General features: G+C 59.4%; 13 protein-coding genes and 5 pseudogenes. 14 read left to right on the plus strand and 4 right to left on the minus strand.

The window, feature by feature from the left end; genetic code table 11:
• The first annotated feature begins 493 nt into the window (after window positions 1-493).
• The 3 genes and pseudogenes from I6F36_RS35970 (at window position 494) to I6F36_RS35980 (ending at window position 6,367) form a co-directional block, all read left to right on the plus strand.
• Window positions 494-2,142 (plus strand): annotated as a pseudogene (locus I6F36_RS35970) (trehalose-6-phosphate synthase).
• A gap of 1,153 nt (window positions 2,143-3,295) precedes the next feature.
• A complete protein-coding gene (locus I6F36_RS35975) occupies window positions 3,296-5,419 on the plus strand; it encodes a prolyl oligopeptidase family protein (RefSeq protein ID WP_225145469.1) in 2,124 nt (707 codons plus the stop codon).
• A gap of 741 nt (window positions 5,420-6,160) precedes the next feature.
• Window positions 6,161-6,367, plus strand: a complete 207-nt coding sequence (locus I6F36_RS35980; RefSeq protein ID WP_225145470.1) for a cold-shock protein — start codon at window positions 6,161-6,163, stop codon at window positions 6,365-6,367.
• A gap of 541 nt (window positions 6,368-6,908) precedes the next feature.
• On the opposite strand, the pseudogene I6F36_RS35985 reads toward I6F36_RS35980, so the two are convergent.
• A pseudogene (locus tag I6F36_RS35985) lies at window positions 6,909-7,167 on the minus strand (AAA family ATPase); the annotation flags it as partial.
• An 883-nt stretch (window positions 7,168-8,050) separates the two neighbouring features.
• Between I6F36_RS35985 and I6F36_RS35990 the strand changes: the two are divergent.
• Both I6F36_RS35990 and I6F36_RS35995 read left to right on the plus strand, forming a co-directional pair.
• Complete coding sequence (locus I6F36_RS35990) at window positions 8,051-9,244, plus strand: hypothetical protein (protein ID WP_225173092.1); 1,194 nt, start codon at window positions 8,051-8,053, stop codon at window positions 9,242-9,244.
• A gap of 273 nt (window positions 9,245-9,517) precedes the next feature.
• Complete coding sequence (locus I6F36_RS35995; RefSeq protein ID WP_225145471.1) at window positions 9,518-9,991, plus strand: prolyl oligopeptidase family serine peptidase; 474 nt, start codon at window positions 9,518-9,520, stop codon at window positions 9,989-9,991.
• Window positions 9,992-10,108: 117 nt separating this feature from the next.
• Here the strand turns inward: I6F36_RS35995 and I6F36_RS36000 are convergent, their stop codons facing one another.
• Window positions 10,109-10,573, minus strand: a complete 465-nt coding sequence (locus I6F36_RS36000) for an Lrp/AsnC family transcriptional regulator (protein WP_225145472.1) — start codon at window positions 10,571-10,573, stop codon at window positions 10,109-10,111.
• A 163-nt stretch (window positions 10,574-10,736) separates the two neighbouring features.
• Between I6F36_RS36000 and I6F36_RS36005 the strand changes: the two genes are divergently transcribed.
• The 9 genes and pseudogenes from I6F36_RS36005 to I6F36_RS36040 all read left to right on the plus strand — a co-directional run bounded on the left by I6F36_RS36005 (window position 10,737) and on the right by I6F36_RS36040 (window position 22,994).
• The gene (locus I6F36_RS36005) at window positions 10,737-11,471 is read left to right on the plus strand and encodes an aspartate/glutamate racemase family protein (protein WP_225145473.1); all 735 of its coding nucleotides are present in this window, start codon (window positions 10,737-10,739) and stop codon (window positions 11,469-11,471) included.
• Window positions 11,472-12,084: 613 nt separating this feature from the next.
• Window positions 12,085-12,252, plus strand: a pseudogene (locus I6F36_RS36010) (transcriptional regulator); the annotation flags it as partial.
• A gap of 73 nt (window positions 12,253-12,325) precedes the next feature.
• Window positions 12,326-13,441, plus strand: a pseudogene (locus tag I6F36_RS36015) (type II toxin-antitoxin system HipA family toxin); the annotation flags it as partial.
• A 1,867-nt stretch (window positions 13,442-15,308) separates the two neighbouring features.
• A complete protein-coding gene (locus tag I6F36_RS36020) occupies window positions 15,309-16,580 on the plus strand; it encodes a DNA repair exonuclease (RefSeq protein ID WP_225145474.1) in 1,272 nt (423 codons plus the stop codon).
• Between the two features lie 3 nt (window positions 16,581-16,583).
• A complete protein-coding gene (locus tag I6F36_RS36025; RefSeq protein ID WP_225145475.1) occupies window positions 16,584-20,126 on the plus strand; it encodes a YhaN family protein in 3,543 nt (1,180 codons plus the stop codon).
• A gap of 539 nt (window positions 20,127-20,665) precedes the next feature.
• Complete coding sequence (locus I6F36_RS36030) at window positions 20,666-21,016, plus strand: hypothetical protein (protein ID WP_225145476.1); 351 nt, start codon at window positions 20,666-20,668, stop codon at window positions 21,014-21,016.
• Window positions 21,017-21,055: 39 nt separating this feature from the next.
• Window positions 21,056-21,469, plus strand: coding sequence for a hypothetical protein (locus I6F36_RS36035; protein WP_225145477.1), 414 nt, complete (start codon window positions 21,056-21,058; stop codon window positions 21,467-21,469).
• Between the two features lie 107 nt (window positions 21,470-21,576).
• Entirely contained in the window at window positions 21,577-22,161 is a 585-nt protein-coding gene (locus tag I6F36_RS39795) for a DUF87 domain-containing protein (RefSeq protein ID WP_346656702.1), read from the plus strand.
• Window positions 22,162-22,169: 8 nt separating this feature from the next.
• Window positions 22,170-22,994: an ATP-binding protein gene (locus I6F36_RS36040; RefSeq protein WP_346656703.1), complete on the plus strand. Its 825-nt coding sequence runs from the start codon at window positions 22,170-22,172 to the stop codon at window positions 22,992-22,994.
• Between the two features lie 173 nt (window positions 22,995-23,167).
• On the opposite strand, the pseudogene I6F36_RS36045 reads toward I6F36_RS36040, so the two are convergent.
• Together I6F36_RS36045 and I6F36_RS36050 are read right to left on the minus strand one after the other, a co-directional pair.
• Window positions 23,168-24,485 (minus strand): annotated as a pseudogene (locus I6F36_RS36045) (type II toxin-antitoxin system HipA family toxin).
• Complete coding sequence (locus tag I6F36_RS36050) at window positions 24,485-24,736, minus strand: helix-turn-helix domain-containing protein (RefSeq protein ID WP_225129751.1); 252 nt, start codon at window positions 24,734-24,736, stop codon at window positions 24,485-24,487. The pseudogene I6F36_RS36045 and the gene I6F36_RS36050 overlap by 1 nt, the downstream one beginning before the upstream one ends.
• Window positions 24,737-24,870 lie beyond the last annotated feature (134 nt).

Raw genomic sequence — 24,870 nt, forward strand, 5'->3', positions numbered from 1 at the left:
CGCCTCGCAGGGGTGCGCTGTCGATGGTTCATATCTTCAGGAAGTTCTCAATGCCGGCTACCAGCCTCCAGCGTTCCTGGCAGATCTGTTGAAGTCGGGCATGCCGGCGCCTCATGCGCAACGACCGCGCATAGGTCCTGAATGAAGCATCGATGCGGCTATTTGGCCCGGCAACTGGTCAGCTTCCCGAAAGCTGCACCTGCCACGGTGGGGAAACAGAGATATCTCGGCGCTGATCGGCGACTGCACCAAACGCAAACATCGGTAGACGGAGTTACGAGATGGTTCGCATTCATGGCGCGCTCGATACGTCAACGTTCGATTCCGGCTGTACATCACAGGCCGGGCAGCAAGACGAAACATAGGCCAAGCGGCCTTCGACCTGCATCTGGACGAGATACCGTTGGAGCAGGAGCAAGAAAGAGGTGCAGGTCCTTCCCATGCTGTTGCCACGGGCGACGTGGAGCATTGCTCGGTAAGCCAGCAACCCGACATGAAGCTGGTCGTCATTTCGAACCGCGGTGCGCCGTTCGACCCTAATAAACCCCAGACCGGCGGACTTGCCGCAGCCCTCGAGCCAGTCGTCGAACGTTCCGGCGCGGTCTGGATGTTCTCCTCGGAGAACCGCGGCGACGGGACTGAGCGGCCCCTGCCACTCGTGAAGGCTGGCGAAGGCCATGTGGCCGAACTCGATCTGCCGGCCGCGCACCATCGGGGCTACTATCGAGATTATTCGAATTCAACCTTGTGGCCGGTATTACACTCCCTGTCCGACCGGATGTCGCGCGCGGAAGAGGGATACGACAGCTGTCGACAAATGAACAACTTCATCGCGCGTGCGGCGTTCGACTTGCGGGATCGGGACGCATTCTGGGTGCATGATTATCATTTGCTTCCGCTCGGGGCCGATCTGCATAAGCTCGGCGTCGAGCGGCCGACCGGCTTTTTTCTGCACACGCCATGGCCGACGCCCGACATGATAGAGCGCGTACCCAATCACCGCGAACTGATGAAGTCGATGCTGGAATACGATCTGCTCGGCTTTCAGACGAACCGGGATCTGAACAATTTCTTGGCCTGCCTGCGAACCTATTTCGGACTGGAGAGCAAGGATGGCGTCGTTACCACGGAGCGTGGCCAGACGCGACTTCGAAAATTCCCAATCGGTATCGATCCCAGGCAATTCGCAGAGCATCTTGCGGCAGAGCTCTCGCCCGCAGAGCAAGAAAAAATCTCGTCATTATTGCAAAACTTCGAGGGCGCCAAGTTTGCGATCGGCGTGGACCGGCTCGACTATACGAAAGGTATCGACAAACGCGTCGAAGCGTTTAACCAGCTCTTGGCGGCCGAGCCGGCAGCATCTCGCTGTTGCAGATCGCGCCGTCCTCACGCGCCGACGTCGACGAGTATCGAAAGTACAAGGAGGACGTGGAGAATGCGATCAACCATGTCAATGCCGAGCATGGCACAGACGAGTGGAGGCCGATCCACTACACGAATGACCCGTTCAGCCAGGCTGCACTCGCGCGTCTTTACCGCGCGGCACATGTAGGTGTCGTCACGCCGCTGCGGGACGGCATGAATCTGGTAGCGAAAGAATATGTTGCTGCCCAAGATCCGAAGGATCCCGGCGTTCTGGTATTATCGAAGTTTGCTGGGGCGGCTGAAGACTTCAACGAGGACGAGGCGCTGCTGGTAGATCCAAACCATCCCAAAGAAATCGCAGCCGCTATTTCGAAAGCGGCCAATATGCCGCTTGAGGAGCGTGTCAGGCGCTGGCGGTCGATGATGGATAAGATTGAATCCTATACCATCCACGACTGGTCGGCGGACTACCTCCGGGAGCTGGACAAGAGCCGCATCACCGTTCCGGCTGATCAGTTCCACCATCTCGGTCTCGGCTGGACCAACGAGGCTCAAATGCCCCTGTATCAAAATTATGCCGCGGCGCTCACCGCCTATAACGAGATCGATCCCGCTGATGCCGCTTTGAAGGAGGCTGCCTATGAAGACGTGAAGTCGGCCTTTGAGGCTTTGGCGGCCCCACTGGAGCATACACAGGATAGACTCTGGGATCTGCCGGCGCCGACAGCTTCACGCGATGGTCATCGCGGACAAGAGTTCGATGCCCGCGAGGACTGATCGGGCGAAAAGCATAGCACGGCGGATGGCAGGCTTCTGTAGCAGGACAGAGGAGCAATCCAGGCTTTGTGCGCTGACGCGGTTCTTGCGGGCGGCGCAGGGCCGCATGCAATCAAGACATCATGCGAGTGGTCCATGATCAGAAGGGAGCGATACGGTCAACTCATCTTCTATCTTTAAACGACGCTGATGCGAGTGGTGGTGCCGCCAGTCGGCGCGCTGCTGCCCGTTGATCGTTCTGCCCCGGAAAGCGGCGCTTGCTCTGAGCCGCAACGGCAGCGTTGCGGAACAGTTCGCAGTGAGCGTTGCACTAGCCTTGAACCAGCCCGCATGATCCGGCAGCAGCGGGCATTCTCGATCGAAAATCTCGCCCTTGATCTCGTTTGTGTAATAGGGCTTCGATGAGGACCACGGCTCGTGCGTGGGTCCCCGCCGGGTGGATCAGGATCGTTTAAGCTGGACCGTAGCTCCCTCAATTGCTGCTGATGCCCAGCTTCATTTCGCCGTTTTGCGCCGAAGAACCTGATCTGGTGCTCGTACCTGTTGTTGATTGTTGGCTCAATCTGAAGACGTGTTGCAACGTAGGCCGTTTCTAGGGCGTTTTTACTCTGCTCGTCTCGCCGGCAATCAGTCAACGAACCAAGCTATCGGCGTGACTTGTGGGCTTCGCGAGGAAAAAGCTCGTCCAAATCGGCAGCGCTTGCAGTCAACGACTCGGAGCGCGCCATGCATACCACCCTTGCCGATGTCGACCTGGCTGCTGATCAATGCGCTGCTCTTTGTCGGGATAATGCCCGCGACAAGTCTGCCCAGTGACGCCGGCGAGAAGGAGCATCCTCATATGCGGAGGAAAGCAGCTTCCCTGCGTCCCGGGTCTTTGCCACTGAGATCAAAAACGCTGGCGCTCGTCTGGCATGCGGTCCGCCGACACGCTGTGATGTCCGCTTGGCAACCAACGTCGGCAACCGAACATGGTCGTGCAGCCCCGAACGGCTGAAACTCGCGACTCTTCAGCCGGCACGCAGCTTGCAATGAACGGCCCGCGACATAGCGCAAGCCGCGCTATGTCATGCGCTTGCGTGCTTTCCGCCGTCTCTGCTTGACGCGCCAGGGCCCGCGAGCCTGACCGCTCGACCTCCGCCGGAGCAAGTCCATGAATACATCACTCTTCTCCGCCAAGCTACTTTCGAGCGCCTGCATCACCTCCACGGCGCTTTCACAGGAGCGAGCGGATGCGGCAGTGACTGACGACCCATTCCTTTGGCTCGAGGAGATTGAAGGGGCAGGCGCAGTGGCTTGGGCTCGCGCCGAAAACGAGAAGACGCTCGGGGTGCTCCAGTCAGATCCTCGCTATGGGCACTTCTACGGACAGGCGCTCTCCATCCTGCAGGCCAAGGATCGGATCGCATATGTTTCATTGAAACGGCGCGGCTTGGAGAATTTCTGGCAAGACGAGACCCAGGTGCGCGGCGTCTGGCGGCGCACCACGCTCGAGAGCTATCGTAGCCAAGACCCACAGTGGGAAACCATTCTCGACGTGGACGCCTTGGCGGTCGCCGAGAACAGGAATTGGATCTTTCAAGGTAGCAGCGGCCTTCCGCCTGAAGAGCGCCTCTGCCTGATTAGTCTTTCCGATGGCGGCAAGGATGCCGCGTCCATACGAGAGTTCGACTGCGACGCCAAGACCTTCGTTGCGGATGGCTTTTATCTCCCAGAGGGCAAGCAGCGCGTCAGCTGGGTCGATCGTGACACACTCCTTGTTGCCCGGGGCTGGGGCGAGGACACTTTGACGCAAGCCGGCTACCCCTTTGTCGTGAAGGAGCTCAAGCGCGCTCAGCCGCTCAGTGAGGCTCGCGAGATCTTTCGTGGCGAGCCCACCGACGTCCAGACGTCCCCCTTCGTGCTTCGTGACAGCGACGGCCATATTCATGCGACCGGCGCGACGCGCGTGATTAGCTCTTTCGAGTACGAGTATGTGGTCTTCCGCCCCGAAGGGGCCGTCAAGCTCAATCTGCCGAAGAAGGCCGCGATGATCGGACTAGCGGGTGGTCACCTGCTTGTAAGACTTGATGAAGATTGGACGCCGCCAGGCTATGTCAGCTTCGCCGCCGGATCGCTGATTTCGTATGACCTCAACGAATGGAAACAGGATCCGCTGCGCGCCAAAGCCTCGCTTGTCTTCCAACCTGGGCCCCGCCGGGCCCTGAGCGGGGTAGCAGCCACGAAGAATTTGTTGATCATGACGATCCTTGAGAACGTTCAGAGCAAAGCGTTCGCTTATAAGTACGATCAGGGAGCTTGGTCGGCGACGCCGATCCCACTGCCGGAACATGCAGATGTCAGCCTGTCAGCCGCCTCCGATGAAGCGGACCAGGCCATGTTCGCTGTCTCGAGCTATCTCAGACCTACGTCAGTCTGGTATTTTGATGCCGAAAGCAAAAGCCTTGAGGAATTGAAGAAGACACCTTCTGCCTTCGATGCGTCCAACCATGTCGTGGAGCAGCTCGAAGCCACTTCGCGTGATGGCACGTCAATTCCCTATTTTCTGGTGCGGCCGAAGAACGCAAGGTTTGACGGCGCGATCCCGACACTTCTCCATGGCTATGGCGGGTTCCAGATCCCGCTTCTGCCCTCTTATCTGGGGCCGGTGGGACGGCTCTGGCTCGAACAGGGCAATGCCTGTGTGGTTGCGAACCTGCGCGGGGGCGGCGAGTTTGGCCCACAATGGCATCAAGCCGCGCAGGGGGCAACGAAGCAGACGACATGGGATGATTTCATTGCCGTTGGCGAGGACCTGATCCGCCGCAAGATCACGAGTCCACGCCGGCTAGGAGTCATTGGCGGCAGCCAGGGCGGCCTGCTCGTTGGCGCCGCAATCACCCAACGTCCCGAGCTCTTCAACGCTGCGATCATCCAGGTGCCGCTGCTTGATATGCTTCGATACACCAAACTGGGCGCGGGCGCCTCCTGGATCGGCGAGTACGGTGATCCCGCCATTGCCCAGCAGCGTGCGTGGATCGAAGGCTACTCGCCCTATCAGAAGCTGGTGGCGGGCAAGACCTATCCCGCTCCCTTAATTCTTACCTCCACCAAGGATGATCGCGTGCATCCGGCGCACGGCCGCAAAGCTGCCGCGAAGCTCGCCGCGCTGGGCCAGCCTTACTTCTATTACGAGAACATCGACGGGGGACACAGCGCCGCGGCCAATCTCATGGAATACGCGCGTCAACTGGCCCTTGAATACACCTACGCATCCAGGCGGCTTTGTTCTGAGTAAATTCAGTGGACGGGCTGATCGAAGGAGACAAATAGAGACCATCGGTTATCTCAACGTCTTCACGGTGCTCAGCTGAATTCATCGAACCCAAGGCGAGAGGCTGATGAGCCACCGGCGGCGCGATGAAGGTCGTCAGATGCCCAAGTTACCGGTTTGAACAGCCTCCACCGGTGGCGAGCGCATTTCCTGGCGTCCAAGCACAACATGACGAGCGGGCGGTAAGTTGCCAGATACGCTTCCTTGAGGATTGTCTCGCAGACCCCTGTTCGTCCGATATGGCCGGCGTGCGGCTAATATCTAAACGCGACGGCTAAAGCGCAGCTCTGGGAGTGTCTTTGTGCTTGAGAAAGCATGTCAGGTAGCTTCAATATAGGCATGCGCGGATTGATAATCCTTCTCCAGGCTGCGCAAAGGAGTTCACGATCGCCCTGTTGTTCAACGTCGAGGAAAACGATCCGCCGGCGCCGGATAAGCGCGGCATGTTCGAGGCTCCGCAAGTCTTCTGTAAGCCAGTCGCGTGCGACGAGTGAAGCGAAGGTCAAAAACGTCATCTGGGCTGAAGCCTTGAGGCGAAGTGTCGTCGACGTCAGGCCGCTTTTGTCGCTTGCACAATGCGGCCTCAGCTAGATTACGCGATAAAAACAACCACGTGACCAGCGCAGCGACTCGTCTCTTGCGGACCCTCTTGATGGCTGGGAGACTCTTCGCTAGATCACAACGGTTCACTATGGAGATGCCGCCGTGGCAATGGGTATTGTGAAGTGGTTCAACTCGACCAAAGGTTATGGGTTCATCAGGCCTGAGGACGGAAGTCCCGATGTCTTCGTGCACATCGGTGCCGTCGAAAGGGCCGGTTACACCACTCTCGAAGAGGGGGCCCGGGTAAGTTATCAGCTCAAGGCCGGGCGTTCGGGTAAGATGTCAGCTGAGGATCTCCGGGTTGGCTGATCCGACCCGCCTCCGGAAACTGCTCTCTGCAAAGCGTGTTCTCGCACCCGTCCGGCGATGCCTTGTGATGGCGCGTCGGGCGTTTGGCCTTTCGACGGTCTCTTCCGCCCATGAGGCTGTCTCTTGAGGCCGTCGATCGATCACTGCCGTCAGAGTTACAGGAGTTGCGAGCCCGGTCGCAGTGTGGGCGTGGCAAGATATTCCTGCCAGCCCGCCACGAGCGGCCCGAGCCGTACGCTCGTGACCAACGCGCCGCGAAGTGCACGCCGCCGGGCTGGTGCTCCCCTGTCCACGCGTGATGCATGTACGGCATGAAGGTGCTCGCACAACCGGGTTCGTACGTTATGGCCATACTGGCCGGCTGCGCTGAGGCTGCAGGTCTGTTTCTGCTACGCTGATGCCGTGAGCCTTCGAGGGCCGGTGTAAACAAAGCGGCATTGGCTTGATGCGGCGCCGCAAGTTTATATTTGCTAAGCCGGACCATGCGAAAAACTCCTAACGAAAAGTGCGCAGCCATGGGTGATACGCGGCACGCTCAGCAACTTGCCCAGCCGGTGAGCAAGGAGCAACTTGGCCGATTGTCCTCGCCGACCGTCTCTGCATCGCCAGCAGCATGTCCGGCGCACGCTGGATCTCGACGATGATGATGATGGCTCGGTCCAGGCCCCAGATCAAACCAGCGGGGGCGGCGGCCTCGCGGACCGTCTGATCGCGCCGGCCCGGCGCGGTCTTACAATCAGGATCATCGGGGTATCCGAAAGGGCTTCTTCCGCCCAACGTTCAACGAACCGCTCCAACACGCAAACTCCGAATCCCTTCGACCAGAACTATCAGGATCGGCTGATTGGATGTCATGAGAACGGCGATCTAGCTGCAAGCCTGGAAAGGCCTTATCCCCACTCCGGCACTTAACTTCTAAGGCTTCAATCGGAATTCGCAGATCTAGAGCGAGATCGCCCGCGCCAGTACTCGTCAACATCATACAAACGCGCGCGGCTGGCCCGACACCGCACGCGTTGGGGTGCCGTTACATGGAATTGATCGGCAATTATCTCGGGTGGATCGCGTACGCATGTCCTTTATCTCGGGCGCAAAAGCACAGCGCATCCCGAAATCCCTGCGCTTAAAGAGATAGATAAATTTGGCCCTCGCTTCACATTGCCTTCCAGCGTGAAATTAAGCTGGTAGTGTCCTGTTGCGGTACCGTCAAATCAGAGTTCGCAGGTGTGCCATGAACACGGCCTTTCCCGACGGCGATTTGGCTACTGCTCAACGAGCTCTTCTTTGTCGCACGATGCCCGCTCGCAAATCAGGCCGCCAACACTCAGGCCGCTAAGAGCTCACACGCCCTCTGTCCGAACGCAAGCGAGAAGCAGCCCCGCCGCAATATCGCCCTGCTGATGCGGTTCCGCGGTCGAACCGGCGGCCTCAAAGGGTGATGCCGAAACGTTACTCGGCGGACACCAGATTGTCAGCTTCAGAGCCAATGTCGGGAAACTGGCATGGCGATGCGGCACGATGCGGCGGAAACCTGCTGTTTGTCGGCGGCATGCTGCTTGCACAGATCGAGCTGCGGGCGGCGTGACACAGCGCGTGCACGGTCGCAACACGAATTTCGCTACGTTCGCCCACTCGCAAGAACTTGTGGGCTCGGCCTGCGGGCCTGGTCCGAGGATAAGGCAAATGAAAAAGTCCCTTCTGCGCGCCGCGTTGCTCTCGATGATGTGTTTCACAGTCGCGCTGCTCCACGGGCAGTCTGGTGCGACCCCAGTGGACGATCCGTTCCTCTGGCTCGAGCAGGTCGATGGGCCGCGCGCATTGGCCTGGACAGAGGCCGAGAACGAAAACACGCTCGGCTTGCTGCAGTCGGATCCTCACTACGATCGCTTTTACCGGGACGCGCTGAAGATCCTCCAGGCAAAAGACCGGATTCCGTCCGTTTCGCTGGAACGGCAAGGTCTCGAAAGTTGCTGGCAAGACGAAAGCCACGTGCGCGGCATCTGGCGGCGCACCACGCTTGAGAGCTACCGCGGCCAGGATCCCCGATGGGAGACCATCCTGGACATTGACGCGCTCGCTCTCGCCGAGAACAAGAACTGGGTCGACAAGGGTCGCAGCTGCCTTGGGCGGCGTTGCCTCGTCAAACTCTCCGACGGTGGCAAGGACGCCGTGTCCATACGCGAGTTCGACAGCGAAGCCAAAAGCTTTATTGCAGGTGGATTCCAACTGCCCGAGGGCAAGCAGAGCGTCAGCTGGATTGATCGTGACACCGTCCTTGTTGCACGTGATTGGGGCGAGGGGACCACGACCGAGTCCGGCTTCCCTTTCGTATTGAAGGAACTCAAGCGCGCTCAGCCGCTCGATCAGGCGCGCGAAGTCTTTCGCTGCCAGCACACCGACTTCAAGACCTTGCCGTTTGTGCTTGGTGAAGGGTGGATGGATGTAACCGGCGTGGTCCGTCAAATCAACGGCTTCGAGCGGCAGTATGCGCTGTTCGCGCGCGCCGGGCCGATCGCGCTCGATCTGCCGAAGAAGGCCTTGATCGTCGGCATCGCGAGTGGCCGGCTGCTCGTGAAACTGGACGAAGACTGGATCCGCTCCGGCGATACCAGCTTCAAGGCCGGCTCAATGATCTCGTATGATTTGGCCGAATGGAAGCAGGATCCGCTGCGTGCGAAACCCTCTGTCGTTTTCCAGCCCAACTGCCGGCAGGCACTCAGCGGATTTGGCAGCACCAGGAAGTTCCTGGTCCTGACCATTCTTGATAACCTTCAAAGCAAGGCGTTCGTCCTACAGGTACGATCAAGGTGCCTGGCATGCCACACCAGTCCCGCTGCCGAAGAATGCGACCGTAAGCCTATCAGCCACTTCCGATGAAATGACGTTTACCGTCTCTAACTATCTCACGCCAACATCACTTTGGTACTTTGGTGCTGAAAGCAAACGGCTCGAGCTCTTGAAGACGGCACTTGCGACGTTCGACGCATCGAAGCATGTCGTGGAGCAGCTCGAAGCGACTTCGCGCGATGGCACGCGGATCCCGTACTTTCTGGTGCGGCCCAGGAGGGCAAGATTTGACGGCTCGACCCGACGCTTCGCTATGGTTATGGCGGGTTTCAGATTCCGCTTCTCCCTTTCTATGGAGGAGCTTTGGGTCGACTATGGCTCGAACATGGCAATGCGTACGTCGTTGCCAACCTGCGGGGAGGCGGCGAGTTCGGTCCACCATGGCACCGGGCTGCCCAGGGAGCAACGAAGCAAAAGACATGGGATGATTTTATCGCGGTCGCCGACGATCTGATCCGTCGGAAAGTCACAAGTCCGCGCCGGCTCGGCGTGATCGGCGCCAGCCAAGGGGGCCTGCTGGTCGGTGCCGCAATAACGGAGCGCGCCGAGCTTTTCAACGCGGCGATCATAGAGGCGCTGCTGTTCGACATGCTTCGATTCACCTACTTGGGCGCGGGCGCGTTCTGGACCGCCGAGTATGGCGACCCGGCCATTCCCAAACAACGCGAGTGGATCGAAACCTACTCGCCGTACCAACGACGACCGCGTGCATCCTGCGCATGGCCGCAAGGCCGCCGCGAAGCTCGCTGCGCTCGGCCAATCTTGTCTTTACTTTGAGAACATCGATGGAGGGCACAGCACTGCCGCCAATCTCATCGAACATGCGCGCCAGCTGGCTCTGGAATAGACTTATGCATCCAGGCGGCTTTGCCCCGAGCCACCGGAAGGCGCACCTTAAACATAAGTCAACGGTACCGTGGTCGTAAACTTCAGCTCTTCCATGCCAATGAACGAACTGACGTCAGCAAAGTCGAGCCGACTGATCAGCTTCTTGTAGATCGCATCATAGACCTCTACACCTGGCACCACCAGGCGGAGCAGATAATCGGTTTCGCCGGTCAAGCGATAGGCTTCGACGATCTCCGGAATGTCTGCAATGGCACGGCGGAAATCCTCGAGCCACGCCATCGAATGACGCGACGTGCGTACACCCATGAATACAGTCATCGGCACGTTGGCTTTGCGTCTGTCAACCAGGACGACGCGCCGGCAGATCAGGCCACTGTCCTCCATATGCTTGATGCGCCGCCAACAAGCGGACACCGAAAGATTGGTCGATTCGGCAAGCGCTGTGACGGGGATTGCTGCGTCGAGCTGCAACTTGTCCAGAATCTTCAGGTCGCGATCGTCCAACGTCATTTTTTTCAGCCGGCTTCGGAGCTCGGTGAGAAGAGTTTTTGCTATCGCAGAGATAAGGCCCTTGATTTGCACTTTCCAGAGCGATTGCGCGAAACAACGCCGAGATTTTGCCGCCGAAAGCGCGGTAAACCTGTGCCACCTTCCATGAAGTGGAGATCTCAAAGTGCAGCGGACGATTGGGCTGATCGGAGGGATGAGCTGGGAAAGCACGGCCGTCTATTACAAGGAAATCAATGAAATCGTCCGTCAGCGCCGCGGCGGTCTCGCCTCGGCAGACATCTTGCTGCGCTCGGTTGACTTCGGCTATATCGTCACTCTTCAGAACGCAGGAGATTGGAAGCAAGCCGCGGCTTATTTAACGAGGATAGCGCGGCAGTTGGTTGACGCGGGCGCCAGCTGCATCCTGATCTGCACCAATACGATGCATGTGATTGCCGACATTGTTGCTGCCGAGCTGAGTGTGCCGCTCATCCACATCGTCGATGTGACCGCTGCGGCTCTTCTCGCTGCTTCCTTCAAGCGACCACTGTTGCTTGCGACGCGCTATACGATGGAGCAGCCGTTCTATTGTGATCGCCTGCGGCAGCGCTTCGGCCTTTCACCTGTCATACCGGCGGAGGTCGAGCGGAGCCGGATCCACAATGTCATCTTCGATGAGCTGTGCTGCGGCACTGTTTCTGATCTGTCGCGCCAGGAAGTTATCGACATGATCGCGCGCGGTCGTACACGCGGCGCCGACGCCGTTATCCTCGGCTGCACGGAGATTGGCCTTCTCATCGGCCCGGAACATTCAGAATTACCGGTGTTCGATTCGGCGAGGCTGCACGCCACAGCGGCAGCTGATTTTGCTGAGGGTAAGCTGTCAGTTGGTGCCGTCTCCATAAACGCGCGGCGATGATCGCCTCGCCGATCGACACTTGATCTTGTCCTCGGTCATGCCGACCTCGGCCTTAGCCGGGGTCCCAACGCCGCTGCACCTAGCCCTGGCGGGCAGCGCGGTAGCGCAAGGCAATTGTCAGCTTGTGGCAAGATCAAACCGGCGTCCCGATCACGATGAGCTGCCGCCGCCCACAAGATCGCCGAGATCGTTGTGGGGCCGGCAGCGCCGCTCGACATCGAGCGGACGCTCAGGAACATGCTTCGCTCGACGGAGATTTGCGCGGATATTTTCCCGCCGGTGGTCTCGATCTCCTTTTCAATGAACCCAGTTGCTCGGCAGCAGAATTCCCGATCGGTAACTTTCTGGGCCGCTCAGCGTTGGCTTGAGGCAAATGTTCCCGCCCGGTAACTTTTATCCTTCTTCACTTGGAATGGTAAGAAAAGTTCCTGATCGGTAACTTTTTGCTGGACATCTGCTGTTTAACCCATAAAGTTCCCGTTCGGTAACTTACGACGAGAGAGCTATGAACATGCCTCCAAACGGCACTCCCCCCTCGGGCGGAAATGAGGCTCCTGGCGAGACCGGTGTCGCCCGCCAAGCCGCAGAGTTTGCTGCAGCATTCGGTCGCCTCATCCAGAAAGAACGCAAACGCCAGCGCCTCCGGCAGGACGAGCTGGCTATGGTGAGCGGGACAGGAAAGCGCTTCATCGTCGACCTCGAGGCCGGAAAAAGCACCTGTCAGCTCGGGCGCAGCCTGCACGTGGCAAACGTGCTCGGGCTGCGCATCGAGGATGTTCTCAAGGATGCCCAGGCCCGCCGCGCGAACACTTCCGAGACACCGGACATTCCCGACAGCGACGAGGAGGAGCCTCATGGACCGTCTTCCGGTCTACTTTGAGACGCGAGAGGTCGGCTGGATCACGGCCGCCGACGAAGCGTCAGGCTTCACCTATGCCGAATCCTGGCGCGGGCTGACCGGCGCCTTCCCTGTGTCGCTCACCATGCCGCTCACGCGGGCGTCGTACGATGCCTCGGTAATTCTGACATGGGCGGCAAATCTGCTGCCGGAGAACGCAACTCTCGGGACCGTAGGTCATATGCTCGGCAAGTCGCCGGCCGATGTCATCGGTCTTCTTGCCGAGATGGGCCGCGACACCGCCGGCGCGCTCTCCGTCGGACAGCCTGGCACCGGGCTGATCGCCGGCAAATGGCGAGAGATCCCCGACAAGGCCTCCCTCGAGCGCATCTTCAATGAGTTACCCCACAAGCCCTTCCTCGTCGGCGAAGATGGCGTGTCGATGTCGCTTGCCGGTGTGCAGACGAAGCTCGCCGTCGCTCTGGATGGCGACACCCTGTACATACCGATCGACGGCGCGCCATCGACCCACATCATCAAGCCCGATGACGAGCGCTTGCCTGGCGCCGTCCAGAACGAGGCATTCTGCCTGACGCTCGCGCGCATGATCGGAATCCCGACGCCGAAGGTGACGACCGGGACGGCAGGCGAACGTACCTACCTGCTGGTTGAGCGCTATGACCGCCGTCATGAGGGCAAGAGGTGGCGGCGGCTGCATCAGGAGGACTTTTGCCAAGCCCTGGGCCGACCGCCAGCTGCCAAGTACCAGAACAACGGTAGAGGCCTAAAAGGACCATCATTGGCCGACATGGTTGGCGTGACCCAGCGCCATATGACAGCACAGGAGACCGCCCGCTTCGTCGATCTTGCAATCTTCAATCCGATGGTTTGGAACACGGATTCTCACGCCAAAAATTACTCGCTGATGCTATCGGCGCGCGGCGCCGCCATGGCGCCAGGCTACGACATCGTCTGTGCGGCGCCCTATCCGAAGATCACCCGCAACATGGCGCAGAAGATCGGCGGGCAGAAGCAGGCTGACCAGCTCGGACGCAACCACTGGGAGCGCTTCGCCACCGACTGCAAGCTCTCTCCAGCGCAGACGATCCGGCGCGTCTCCGAGATTGCTCAGGCCGTGACGCACCAAGCAATGGCGGCCAAGGCCGAGGTCGAAGCCATGCCTGCCGGCGGCGATCCCGTCCTGGACATAGTGGTCGAGGCGGTGATTTCGCGCGCACGCGGCTACCTAGAGCGCCTGAAGCAAGCGGAGCCAGCGCCGGAAGGCGCAGCAGCCCCATCATCGTTGGCGCGATCGCGCAATCGACCACGCAGAGGCGTGTCTGGAGGGCGGCTGAAGCTGTAGCGGATCATCGTCCGATCAGCGCTGACGCTCGAACAGGCCCGCCGCTCCCCGGGAGAACGCCGCCCAATGTGCTGAGGTCTTCGCGCACGACCAGCTGATCTCTGATCCGGCCGCTGACGCGCGATCGCTTCTGCAGCCGCGGCCGGATCACCGGCCCCTGATCGCGTTAGGCGAGCCGTTTACGAATATCGAGCTGCACGCCTTCGCGCGATATGGATCGCAGTCGCGCTGAAAGGCTTAAACAATCCAGGACGGCCAGCCCTGGTGAGGTGAGGCACTTGGTATAGGTGTCCCGTCCATTTGGCGTTAGTGGAAAGGTTAAGCGCGCTACCGAGGACGCGGAGAGGAATTGAGCGCTACCTACCGTAGTTGTACGGAGTTCACTCGGCATTTAGATACCGATAATTTGGCCGTCGCCGGGGCTGGAATTTCATCCCGAAGTCGATTGCAACCGGCAAAGGGGGCGCTGAAGGGCGACCCCTTTTCGATTGTATCGCGCTGTTCGACTTCTTCGAATCGCACATCACCGCCTGAAAACATGGCGCGCTGACTCGCTATCGGCCTGCACGCGCGTCCATTCCAATCCGATATCGATAAATCCCAAATTGGTATTTGGCGTGATCATTGGCGGCGATGGCGTATCTGCAGTACCGCATGGGTACATCGATGCAGTTGATTTCTTCGATGAACTCCAGCGCGAAATGAGAAAATTCGCTTGATATCTGCGATGCCCGGCAGAAATTGACGAATTTTCCTCTTCGTGACGAGATAAGTTTTCCGTTCTGGACGGTGTCCGGCCGACGGGCCCGGGTCCGGACCAAGACTCAAGCCGAATGAGCTCACGCAGCAGCAGGTTTCTATCGATGCCGAGCAGCGAGGCTGCTTCGGTTGCTGCGCACCAGAGTTTCTGACTCCGGAGTTGCAGAAGATGAAGGTGGGGGATCGTCGCGAAGGCTTTAAGTCTCTCCGAGGAGCGACAACTGGAAGTGATCAGGCACCTCGGCAATTCGGCTCGCTGCGATCGGGTTCCGTGCGAGTGACAAAAGTTGGTCGTCTCCAGAGCGGCAGCTCCGATTCTTTGAACGCGCCGCGTGAATTGTGGGCTCGTTTTCGCGCTTGCACTTCCACTGCACAAGCTCGGAGCCCCGTTTGGCTACAACAACGAATCGGCTGTAATCGGGTCGATTTCTACGGGGCCGAAAAGCCGTGCGATCCCTTTGCATTGGTACCACAAGGCCCGCGACTACTACTCTCCGGCCACGGCGGCGGTCCATGTTTGTAGCGATAATTCCATCGCGCGTCAGGATTGCTGCCTCGCGCAGTGAAGAGCCTCTTTACCATTATGGCGGCGTCTTACGTTGCGACGGGGCGGCGGTATCGACTGCGAAGTCGATGTCGCAGCGGCCTGTCTTGGACCGGTCCGACGACCAAAGTCGTCATGAGACGAAGGCCCTGGGCGGATAAACCGCGGTCGTGCCACCGAATCTTCGCGTCACCCTCAAATTCGGCGGCCCCTTCGAGCCCTCATCGACAATCCCTTTCCGCGTTTGCGGATACTTGGTGACAACACTCCGCTCAAGATTGCGATAAAAGGATTTTCCTAGTTTGTTCTGATTGGAATTAAGCGAGTCCTGTTGTGAGCACTTTCCAATTTATCCATACCGGCGACATACATCTGGACAGCCCCCTGAGAGGCCTGAGCGGACAGGAGGGGCCAGCGGCCGAGCGCATTCGAACGGCGACCCGAACTGCCTTTGAGGACCTCATTACTCAGGCAATCGATAGACAGGCGGCTTTCGTGGTCATCGCCGGAGACCTCTACGACGGCGATTGGCGCGATTTTCACACCGGCCTGTTTTTCGTTCGGCAGATGGGTCGTTTGCGGGCGGCGAAAATCACCGCCTTCGTGTTGCACGGCAATCATGACGCCGAAAGCCAAATCACGAAGCGGCTGACGCTTCCTGACAATGTTGAGGTGTTTAGCTATCGAAAGCCCCAAACTTTCAAGCTCGATGATTGCCGCGTGGCCCTTCACGGTCAAAGCTTCCGCCTGCAGGCGACGACGGAAAATCTGGCAGCAGCCTATCCCGCGCCGATCAAAGGCTATTTCAACATCGGCGTGCTGCATACTGCACTCGGCGGAATGGGTGGTTCTCACGAGAACTACGCCCCTTGCACGCTCGAAGAGCTGGTTAACAAGGGGTACGACTATTGGGCGCTCGCGCACGTGCATCAGGGCGGCGTACTGCATCAAAATCCGCACGTGGTGTTTTGCGGCAATCTACAGGGGCGCCACATCCGCGAAGCCGGCCCGAAATCGGCGCAGCTCGTTACGGTCCAAGACGGAGCGATCGAAGGCGCTGAGCTGCTCCAAACGGATGTCGTGCGGTGGATGCATGTCGATGTACCGGTCAGTGGTAGCGCGCGGTTCGGGGATGTTGTAGATCAAATCAAACGTTCGATCGACGAGGCGGCCAAGAACGCAGAAGGCCGACTGCTGGCTTGTCGCATCAAACTAACTGGTCCGACGGCTCTTCACGCCGAACTGATGGCGTCTGCGCCGCAATTGTTGGCTGAAGCGAGGGCCGCAGCACTGGCTCTTGGCGAAGAGGTTGCATGGATCGAACGTGTGATCAATGCGACCGTGCCTGCGACGGCAGTTTCCATCCAGTCAGAGGGCAGCGCGATCAACGATCTCAAAGTCCTACTAGCTCAGGCTGCGGGAGATTCCGATCTCCAGGCAGAAATCGCGAACGATCTGGGCGACCTTGTCCGCAGGCTTCCTCACGACGCGGCACTTGATATTGACGATTTTCTTCTCGAAGCGGTGATCGCGAAACAATACTCGGTTGTGATTGAGCAGGCTGGCGAATATCTGAGCGCACGTCTGACCGCGGAAAGGCGTTGATCCGTGCGTATTCGTTCTCTTGACCTGATCCGTTACGGACATTTCACCGGCACGACGCTTCATTTTCCGTCAGGCGAACCTGACTTTCATATCGTGTATGGCGAGAATGAGGCTGGAAAGTCGACGACGATGTCGGCGATTGAAGATCTGCTCTTCGGTATTCCCGGGCAATCATCCCGTAATTTCCTGCATGAGAATGCGGCGCTGCGCATCGGCGCCGCCCTGGAACGCGACGGCGCGCTGCTTTCGGTCCGGCGTCGCAAGGGCAACAAGGACACGCTTCTCGGTCCGGACGATCTGCCGATTGCGGCTGGCGATGGCCTGCTTGCTCCTTTGCTCGGCGGGATGGACCGCGCGTTTTTCTGCCGGATGTTCTGTCTTGACCATGAGCGCCTGCGGGCTGGCGGACGGGATATCACCCAGGCCAAGGATGATATCGGCGCGGCATTGTTCGCCGCAGGGGCCGGCGTGTCAGGTCTCCGCGATCGGTTGGGTGCGATGCAGGCAGAGGCGGATGGGCTCTGGGCCAGCCGCAAGGCGGGACACCGGAAATACTACCAAGCGGAAGACCGCCTTAAAGAGGCTGATGCGGCGTTGCGTCAACACACGGTGAGCGCAAGCAAATGGCAGGAATTGAAATCCGCCTTTGAAGAGGCGCGCGGGCTTTGCAATCAGATCGAGAAGGAGATCGAAGAGCAAGTTTCCGAACTTGCGAAGATTTCTCGGGTCCGGCGCGTATATCGCGGTGTGCGTCGGCTTCAAGAGATCGAAACCGAGATAGTGGACCTCGGCGCGGTGGTCGAATTACCTCCCGACGCGGCTAGGCAATTTGAGGAGGCCTCGGGCGATAACGCTGCTGCAGAGGTGCGTATAAGCGCATTCCGTGAACAGATCGCAACAATCGGCGCGGAAATTTCCGGACTTGTGGTTGACGATAGCGTTCTGCTCCACCAAACGGAGATTGAACGCCTCTCGAAGCGCAGCATACAGCTCTCTTCGGCCCGGACGGACTTACCGAAGCGGCGGGCCGAACTCGCCGCAGCGGAAGAAGGCCTGAAGCGCGCGGCGATTGAATTGGGTTGGACAGGTCCCGTCGCCGACCTGGTCGAGAGAATTCCGCCGCGGGCCAAGGTTGCAGCAGTCCGCGGACTGTTGACATCGCGTGGCAGCCGATTTGCCGCCGTTGATAGCGCTGAAGCAGCGCTAGAGGATGCCAACGAAAAACTCGCTGATATCCAGGCGCGGATTGAAGCGCTCGGAGCGCAGAAAGACCTTTCGGCGCTGGCTGGGGTCGTCGAGTCCATTCGTGCTTTTGGCGATCTCGATGCGCGTCTTCTGAGTATCCATCAAGAGCATCAGGATGCCGATAGATCATGTCAGCGGCAAATGGCTGATATGAATCCGCCTATCGTGAGTGAAACGAGTTTGCAGGCCTTGAAAAGTCCGGCGGAAGAGGCGGTAAGGGTGCATCGCGATGCTGCCCGCGAGCTTCAGGCGCGTATTCAGCGCCAGCAAGCTGTGACGCGTGAGCTGACCCGTACAGTCGAAAACAATCGAAAGTCCTATGCTCGTCTTGTGTCAGATGAAAGAATTGTCGCCGTTGAGGAGTTGAAGAAACTGCGCGAACGGCGGGATGCCGGATGGTCTATCATCAGGCGCAGACATGTCGACAAGATCATGGTGCCAGAGTCGGAAGAGCTCGCTTTTACAAGCGGCGAGCCGCTGCTCGATGCCTATGTGAAGGCCATCGAAGACGCCGACACGGCAGCGGACCGTCGTTTTCAGAATGCGCAGTCGACGGCTGCGGCCATGGTGCTGGCGCGGCAAATCGCTGAAGAGCAAGACGTCCTTGAATCCGCCAAGCAGGAGCTGTTTTCGTTAGCCGAAGAGCAGAAGGCATTGGCCGAGGCCTGGGCGATCCTGTGGAAACAGGTTACCGATAACCCGCGTTCTCCGGACGAAATGCTGGATTGGCTCGATGCAAGGGCTGGCGTGCTCGATCAAATCGCCAAGCGTGACGCCGCGCTTCATGCAGAGTCCTCGCTCCAGCAGCAAATTGCAAAAGCCAAGCAACAGCTCGCCAGCTTGATGGCGGACACGGCAATCGCAGCCTCGGCAGATAGTCTGCCGCTGAACGGAATTCTTGCGGCTGCCGAAGCGCGCCTCCGTATGGAGGAGGGCAACACACAAAAGAGGAATGAACTCGCGCTAGAGCAACGGAAGGTCGCAACAGAAGTCGAACGCAGGCGCGTGGCTGTTGAAAACGCTGCGAAAGAGCGTGATGTCTGGAACGCGCAATGGAAAGAGGCCCTGAGGGGCATCAATCTGTTACCCGAAGCCCCGCTTGAGACCGTTCAAGAGCAAATCGAAGCAATCGATCAGATGCGGGAGACGTCTGCCAAGATCGCGGATTTGAAGCACGAGCGCATTGGAAAGATCGAGCGGGACATCACGGCGTTTACGGAGGATGTCGAAAAGCTCGTAAATGCGATCGCGCCGCGGTTTTCCGGGCAGAATGCAGATGAAGCAATCCTCCAACTCCATGCGCAATTGAATGCGGCGATGCAGACTGTCGTGTCCCGGGACGAAAAAGCTGAGGCGATGCAGGGCCTGCAGAAGAAATTGGAAGAATGCGACAAGTCCAGGACGGACGCCGAGGCTGTAATAGATCGCCTCAAGAGGGCCGCAGCCGTCGATTCGATCGACAGATTGCGAGCGGCTATTCTTCAGTCCGATCTACAACGCGCGCTTAGGGATGAGCGATCGCGCTTGCGGACCACGCTTGAGGCTGATGGCGATGGGCTTGGTGTCGAACAACTCGCCGAGGAATGCCGCAGCGCCGATCTCGATCAAACAACGGCTCGGGAGCAAACGCTGAAGGCAATACTCAACGATGCCAGGGAACGCCAGCTGATCGCAATTCAGAGTCGCAATGATGCTGAGCGTTTGTTCGAAGCCGTCGGCGGCGACGCCGCTGCGGCCAAAGCTGCTGGTGATCGTCAGCTGGCTTTGGCCGAGATGAAGGAGGTGGCGGCGCAGTATGCGCGCGTTCGCTCCGCAACCATCATCCTGAGGTGGGCGATCGAGCGGTTTAGGCGCGAAAAGCAGGCACCATTGCTCAAACGGGCAGGGGAGCTGTTCTCTATTCTGACCGGCGGCTCGTTCCAACGCCTTACGCTCGAATACGACGAAAAAGATGTGCCACATCTGGCGGGCGTGCGTGGGGACGGTGGAGCGGTGCCCGTATCAGGTCTCAGCGAAGGAGCCGCCGATCAGCTCTTTTTCGCGCTGCGCATTGCTGCCGTTGAAGAGTATCTGATGCATGCTGCGCCGGTGCCATTTATCGCAGATGATCTTTTCATCAATTATGACGATGCGCGCGCCTCGGCCGGTTTCAGGGTATTGCAACTGCTTGCGGAGAAAACGCAGGTGCTTTTCTTCACCCATCACCAGCACCTGCTTGATGTGGCTTCTACCGCGTTTGACAGGAGTGTTTCGACGGCAATGCTGGAGCCTCGCCCACATCAAATGAAGAACGTTGCTTAGATGGATTGCAGAATGCAAGTCTCGAGATCATTATCTCTAACTACAAAAGCCGTCCGCGACGCGGAGTTTGCGTCGACATGCTTCTCGGACTTCCTTTGGGGAAAATCAATCCGGGAAGTTCACGGTCCTGCAGGCCCTTCGTCGTCTCGACACCAAGCGTAACCTGATCGGCTAAGGGCTAATTTCAGATTTAGCGAGGATGCAATCCTCGCCGAAATTGATCCATTCACTAAATCTCATAGGGATGACGACGGCTGTCGTGGGTACAGTCCGCGTTGGCCGGGAAGGGACTGTATGGCGGCCAAGAGCGCGCCGGAGATCGCGCAGGAATTCGCGCAGGCGGCGCTCAGCGCCGCACCGGTGATCATTCTGGGCAGCGGCGCCTCGGCTGCGCACGGTGTGCCCGGCATGGGCGCCTTGGCGTTGCAGCTTTCCGCTGTCAAGCCGCCCACGAGCTGGACAGCAGAGGAGAGGAGCGAATGGGATAAGTTCATCGCGCAGCTTGCGGCCGGCGATGATCTCGAAAGCGCCTCCAGGCCGTGCGCCCGACGGAACGCCAGACCCAGTTCATCGCCACCGAGACCCGCGCTTTCTTGCTGCCGCACGATCTTGGCGTTCTCGAGACGCTGCTGGCCGACCGGCGCGCGCTGCCGCTCTCGCGCCTGTACCTCCATCTCTTCGACAGCACGCACAAGACCGTTAATGTCGTCACGCCTAACTATGACCGGCTTGCTGAATATGCCGCGGACGCCGCCGATGTAAGCACGTTCACCGGCTTCAACTACGGTTATCTGCAATCGCGCGCCCGCGATCCCAACACGCGCGTTTTCGTCAATCGGCAGGTGACCCGTACGGTTGCCGTCTGGAAAGTGCATGGCTCTCTCGACTGATTCCAGGATTCCGCCGGCCAGATCATCGGCGTCCGCGGAATGCCCGACGTGCCGGCCGGATACTCGCCGCTGATGATCACGCCGGGCATCGACAAATACCGGCTGACACATGGCGAGCCGTTCCGAACGATCCTAGGCCGCAGCGATGCCGCGCTCGAGAACGCCCGCGCCTATTTCTGCGTTGGTTATGGCTTCAACGACGAGCATCTTCAGACCAAGCTGATCGAGCGTTGCGACCGCGATTCCGTCCCGCTCGTCGTGATTACCAAAGAGCTGACTACGTCCGCCCGGACCTTCCTCGGCGGCGGACGCTGCCGGCGCTATCTCGCGATCGAGGAGGGGACGATGGGCGCGCGCGCCTATATGCACGACGTACCCAACGGGTTCGACGTAGATCAACCGATCTGGCGGCTCGACCGCTTCCTCAATGAGATGACAGGAGTTTCCGCGTGAGCATTCTGAATTTTGCGGACGAAGAAGCGCTGGGCCGCGTCCAATCGGTCGACACGACCACGGTAATCGTCCACGTCGATGATGTCGAGGCGCTGCGGGCGCTGCAGGTGAACCGGCTGGTTGCGCTCCAGAGCAGCCTTGCCGGCCACAAGTTGATTGGCGTGATCCAAAAGATCATCCGTACCGCGCTCGGTGAAGCGAAGATCGCCGATGTCGAGCTAGGCGAGGCCGCGCATCCTGAAGTCAATCTGGTGCGGATTATGTTGATCGGCACGCTGCTCGATCGGGACGGACCGCGCGCCAATGTCTTCCGCCGGACGCTTGAGACCGTCCCGGAGATCGATGCCTGCTGCTTCGCTCTCGAAGGCGAGCGCCTTACGCGATTCATGGGCGTGATTTCGGAGGTGACCGGCGGCGCGCAGCGCCTGTCGCTTGGCGCCTATACGCTCGATCCCAACGCTCAGGCGTTCGTCAATGGCAATCGGTTGTTCCAGCGTCACGCGCTCATCGTGGGCAGCACCGGCTCGGGCAAGTCGTGGACGACCGCCCGCCTGCTCGAGCAAATCGCTGAGCTCGACAGCGCCAATGCCATCGTGTTCGACATGCACGGAGAATATGCGTCCATGGCTGGCGACGGTTTCGTCCATCTTCGTGTCGCGGGCCCAAGCGACATCGAAGCGGGAAGGGGCTGAACGATGGTGTGCTGCATTTGCCCTATTGGCTCATGAGCTACGAGGCGCTTGTCTCGATGTTTGTTGACCGCTCCGATCAGAACGCCCCAAACCAGGCTATGATCATGTCGCGTACGGTCGTCGACGCCAAGACGGGCTTCCTGGAAGCCGGCGGTCATGTCGAGGTGCTCGCCAACTTCACGATCGACAGTCCGGTGCCTTTCAGGATGGAAACCGTGCTCGGCGAGCTCAACCGCCTCAACGCCGAGATGGTACCGGGCGCCAGGACGGAGAAGCAGGGCGATTTCCACGGCAAGCTCAGCCGGCTAATCCAGCGCCTCGAGGGCAAACGCACCGATCGGCGCCTCGGCTTCCTATTCCCTGCGTCCGGCGTGGCGGACAGCTATGATTGGCTCGATCGCGCAGTTGAGCTGCTGCTCGGTGGCAGGGCGGCCAAAGGCGGCCACGGTGGCGTCAAGATCATCGACTTCTCCGAAGTTCCCTCCGACATTTTGCCGCTGATCGTCGGCATGGTCGCGCGCATGGCCTTCCACGTGCAGCAGTGGAGCGCGCAGGGGCTTCGCCATCCGGTGGCCCTGTTCTGTGACGAGGCACATCTTTATATTCCACAGGATCCGACTTCAGGCGCCGCGGAGAATGCGATCGCTACCTTCGAGCGCATCGCCAAGGAGGGGCGGAAATATGGCGTCGGGCTGGTGGTGATCAGCCAACGCCCCGCCGAAGTGAACCGCACGGTCGCCAGCCAGTGCAACAATCTCATCGCGATGCGGCTAACCAACGGTGACGACCAAGCCGTCGTGCGGCGGCTGCTGAGCGGCAATCGCCGTTCTTGAACCGGGCCCGTTTCTTGAGCCGCTGGTTGGCTGCTTTCGGGCAACGCTCCCTGTTGCTGATCGCGCTGCTGCTCCTCTGATAGGCAGCTTCCAGGTTTGGATTGGTCGATCCGGTCTTCCTGCCACCGTTCACGGAGGTCATCGTACGGCTGGCAGCTTGCGCAAACCGGCGATCATTCACTGCTCTTGAGCACAGCCAGCGAATTCACACGGCGCTTCGCGCCATCAGCAATCGATATGGCCATCTTCTCCGGAAATCCTTTTGGAAGCGCGTTCAGCACCTGATCTATGGCTTTTGCGGCTGTATCGCCGAGCTGCTGGATGACAACCTTGACTGTTTTGTCGGGGAGACCGCAGGTTTTCGCAGTCTGCACGAAATGTCGGCCGAGAACCGTGTGGACGACGTAATGCCGGTTGCTGCCGATCGCCATGGCCAGCGTCATTTGGTTTTGACTGATCTGTCCAGCGTCCAAGCTCGGTTGGGTCGAAATGATGTCGTAAAGCGGGGCCAGATGAAAACGTCCGCCCGGCGCCAAATGAATGCTAAAATTCTTCGCGTGGCCATCGGTGGCGGCAAGCAGCCAGAACACGATCTGCGCCTTGAAGAAAATGGCCTGGTCGTCCTCAGGCGTATCGCTGCCTTTGAGCAAATCCGAGACTTTGCGGATGCCGGGTCCGCCATCGGACTCATACTTTCGCGCGGGTGGAACGGACAGCGCCTGGCAGCAGTCTTCCTGCGGCAGCCGCAACAGGCGGCCGTCGCGCGTCCAGATGCGATCGAACCGCTCAACTGCGAGCACGCGGCGTCCGGCGAAATCGATGATGCTTGATTTGGCGACGGGCAAGCCGAGTGCCGCAACCAGCTCAAGGCACAGATGCTCGTTTCAACGCTGCCGGTCAGATCGATTCCGTTCGGCAACTTCCCGATCTGCGGCTTGATAATGTGCGTAGTTGCGTCGTGCCATGAGGCACGTGCCACTTGTCTTTCCAGTAAAGCAGCGCTGTCTTTTCCTGCGCGCCCGCGAGAGAAATGCGGAAGTCCTGGTCGGCGCCGATGCCGAGCGGATTGCTGGCAAGATTGCCGAGAATGGCGGCGACATCCTGATCGCTAGCGGCGCGGCCATCAATGGCGCCGGCGCCCCCGGGTGCGGCACCGTCGGGAAGGAGTTGCAGCGCGCCGATGCAATCGCGGCCGATTGCGGAGAGCAGGCTGTAAGCGTCGGCGCCATCAGCATGCGCGCGTTCGGCGACGCGTCGGCGGATGTCGTCATTATCGGGCAGAAGATTGTCAAAAACGGCGACGACGGGATCGCCGATATAACGATCCTCCCGCAATGGCAGCGACACCGAAACGGGGATGGCATTTTCCCACGTGAGCCACTGCTTGTCATACTGGAAATCGATTGCGCCGCTGCTCTCGCGCCGCAGCTGCCCGACCAGCCGTGCGTTGAGATAGACGTTGAGCGGCGCGCGGGCAGGACGACGCGCCATCAGAACAGATCCTCAATCGCTTCAGCCGTCAATTTGGTCCGCGGCCGGATGACCAACTCGAGGTCGAGCGCGGCCAGCGCATCCATCAAGGTGCGCAGCCGCGTTGCAGGTACACCGGCTTCCAGCTTCGAGACCGTCGCTTGACGCGCATGCATCTTCTCACCGAGGCCAGCCTGGGTGAGCTTCTTCTGCCGCCGGTAGCGCCTGATCCCGGCGCCAACTTGTTGGGGGGTGCGGGCAATCGTATCCATAGGTTGCCATACGCGAATGCGTATATATCGTCAAAATACGCGATCGCGAATATCAGCCGATTATACGCGTCCGCGTATATCTGTGCATAATACGCAATTGCGTATGAAGCCCCGCGATTTCCCACGACCTTATT

Source organism: Bradyrhizobium sp. BRP19, assembly GCF_020194195.1.
Lineage (GTDB): Bacteria > Pseudomonadota > Alphaproteobacteria > Rhizobiales > Xanthobacteraceae > Bradyrhizobium > Bradyrhizobium yuanmingense.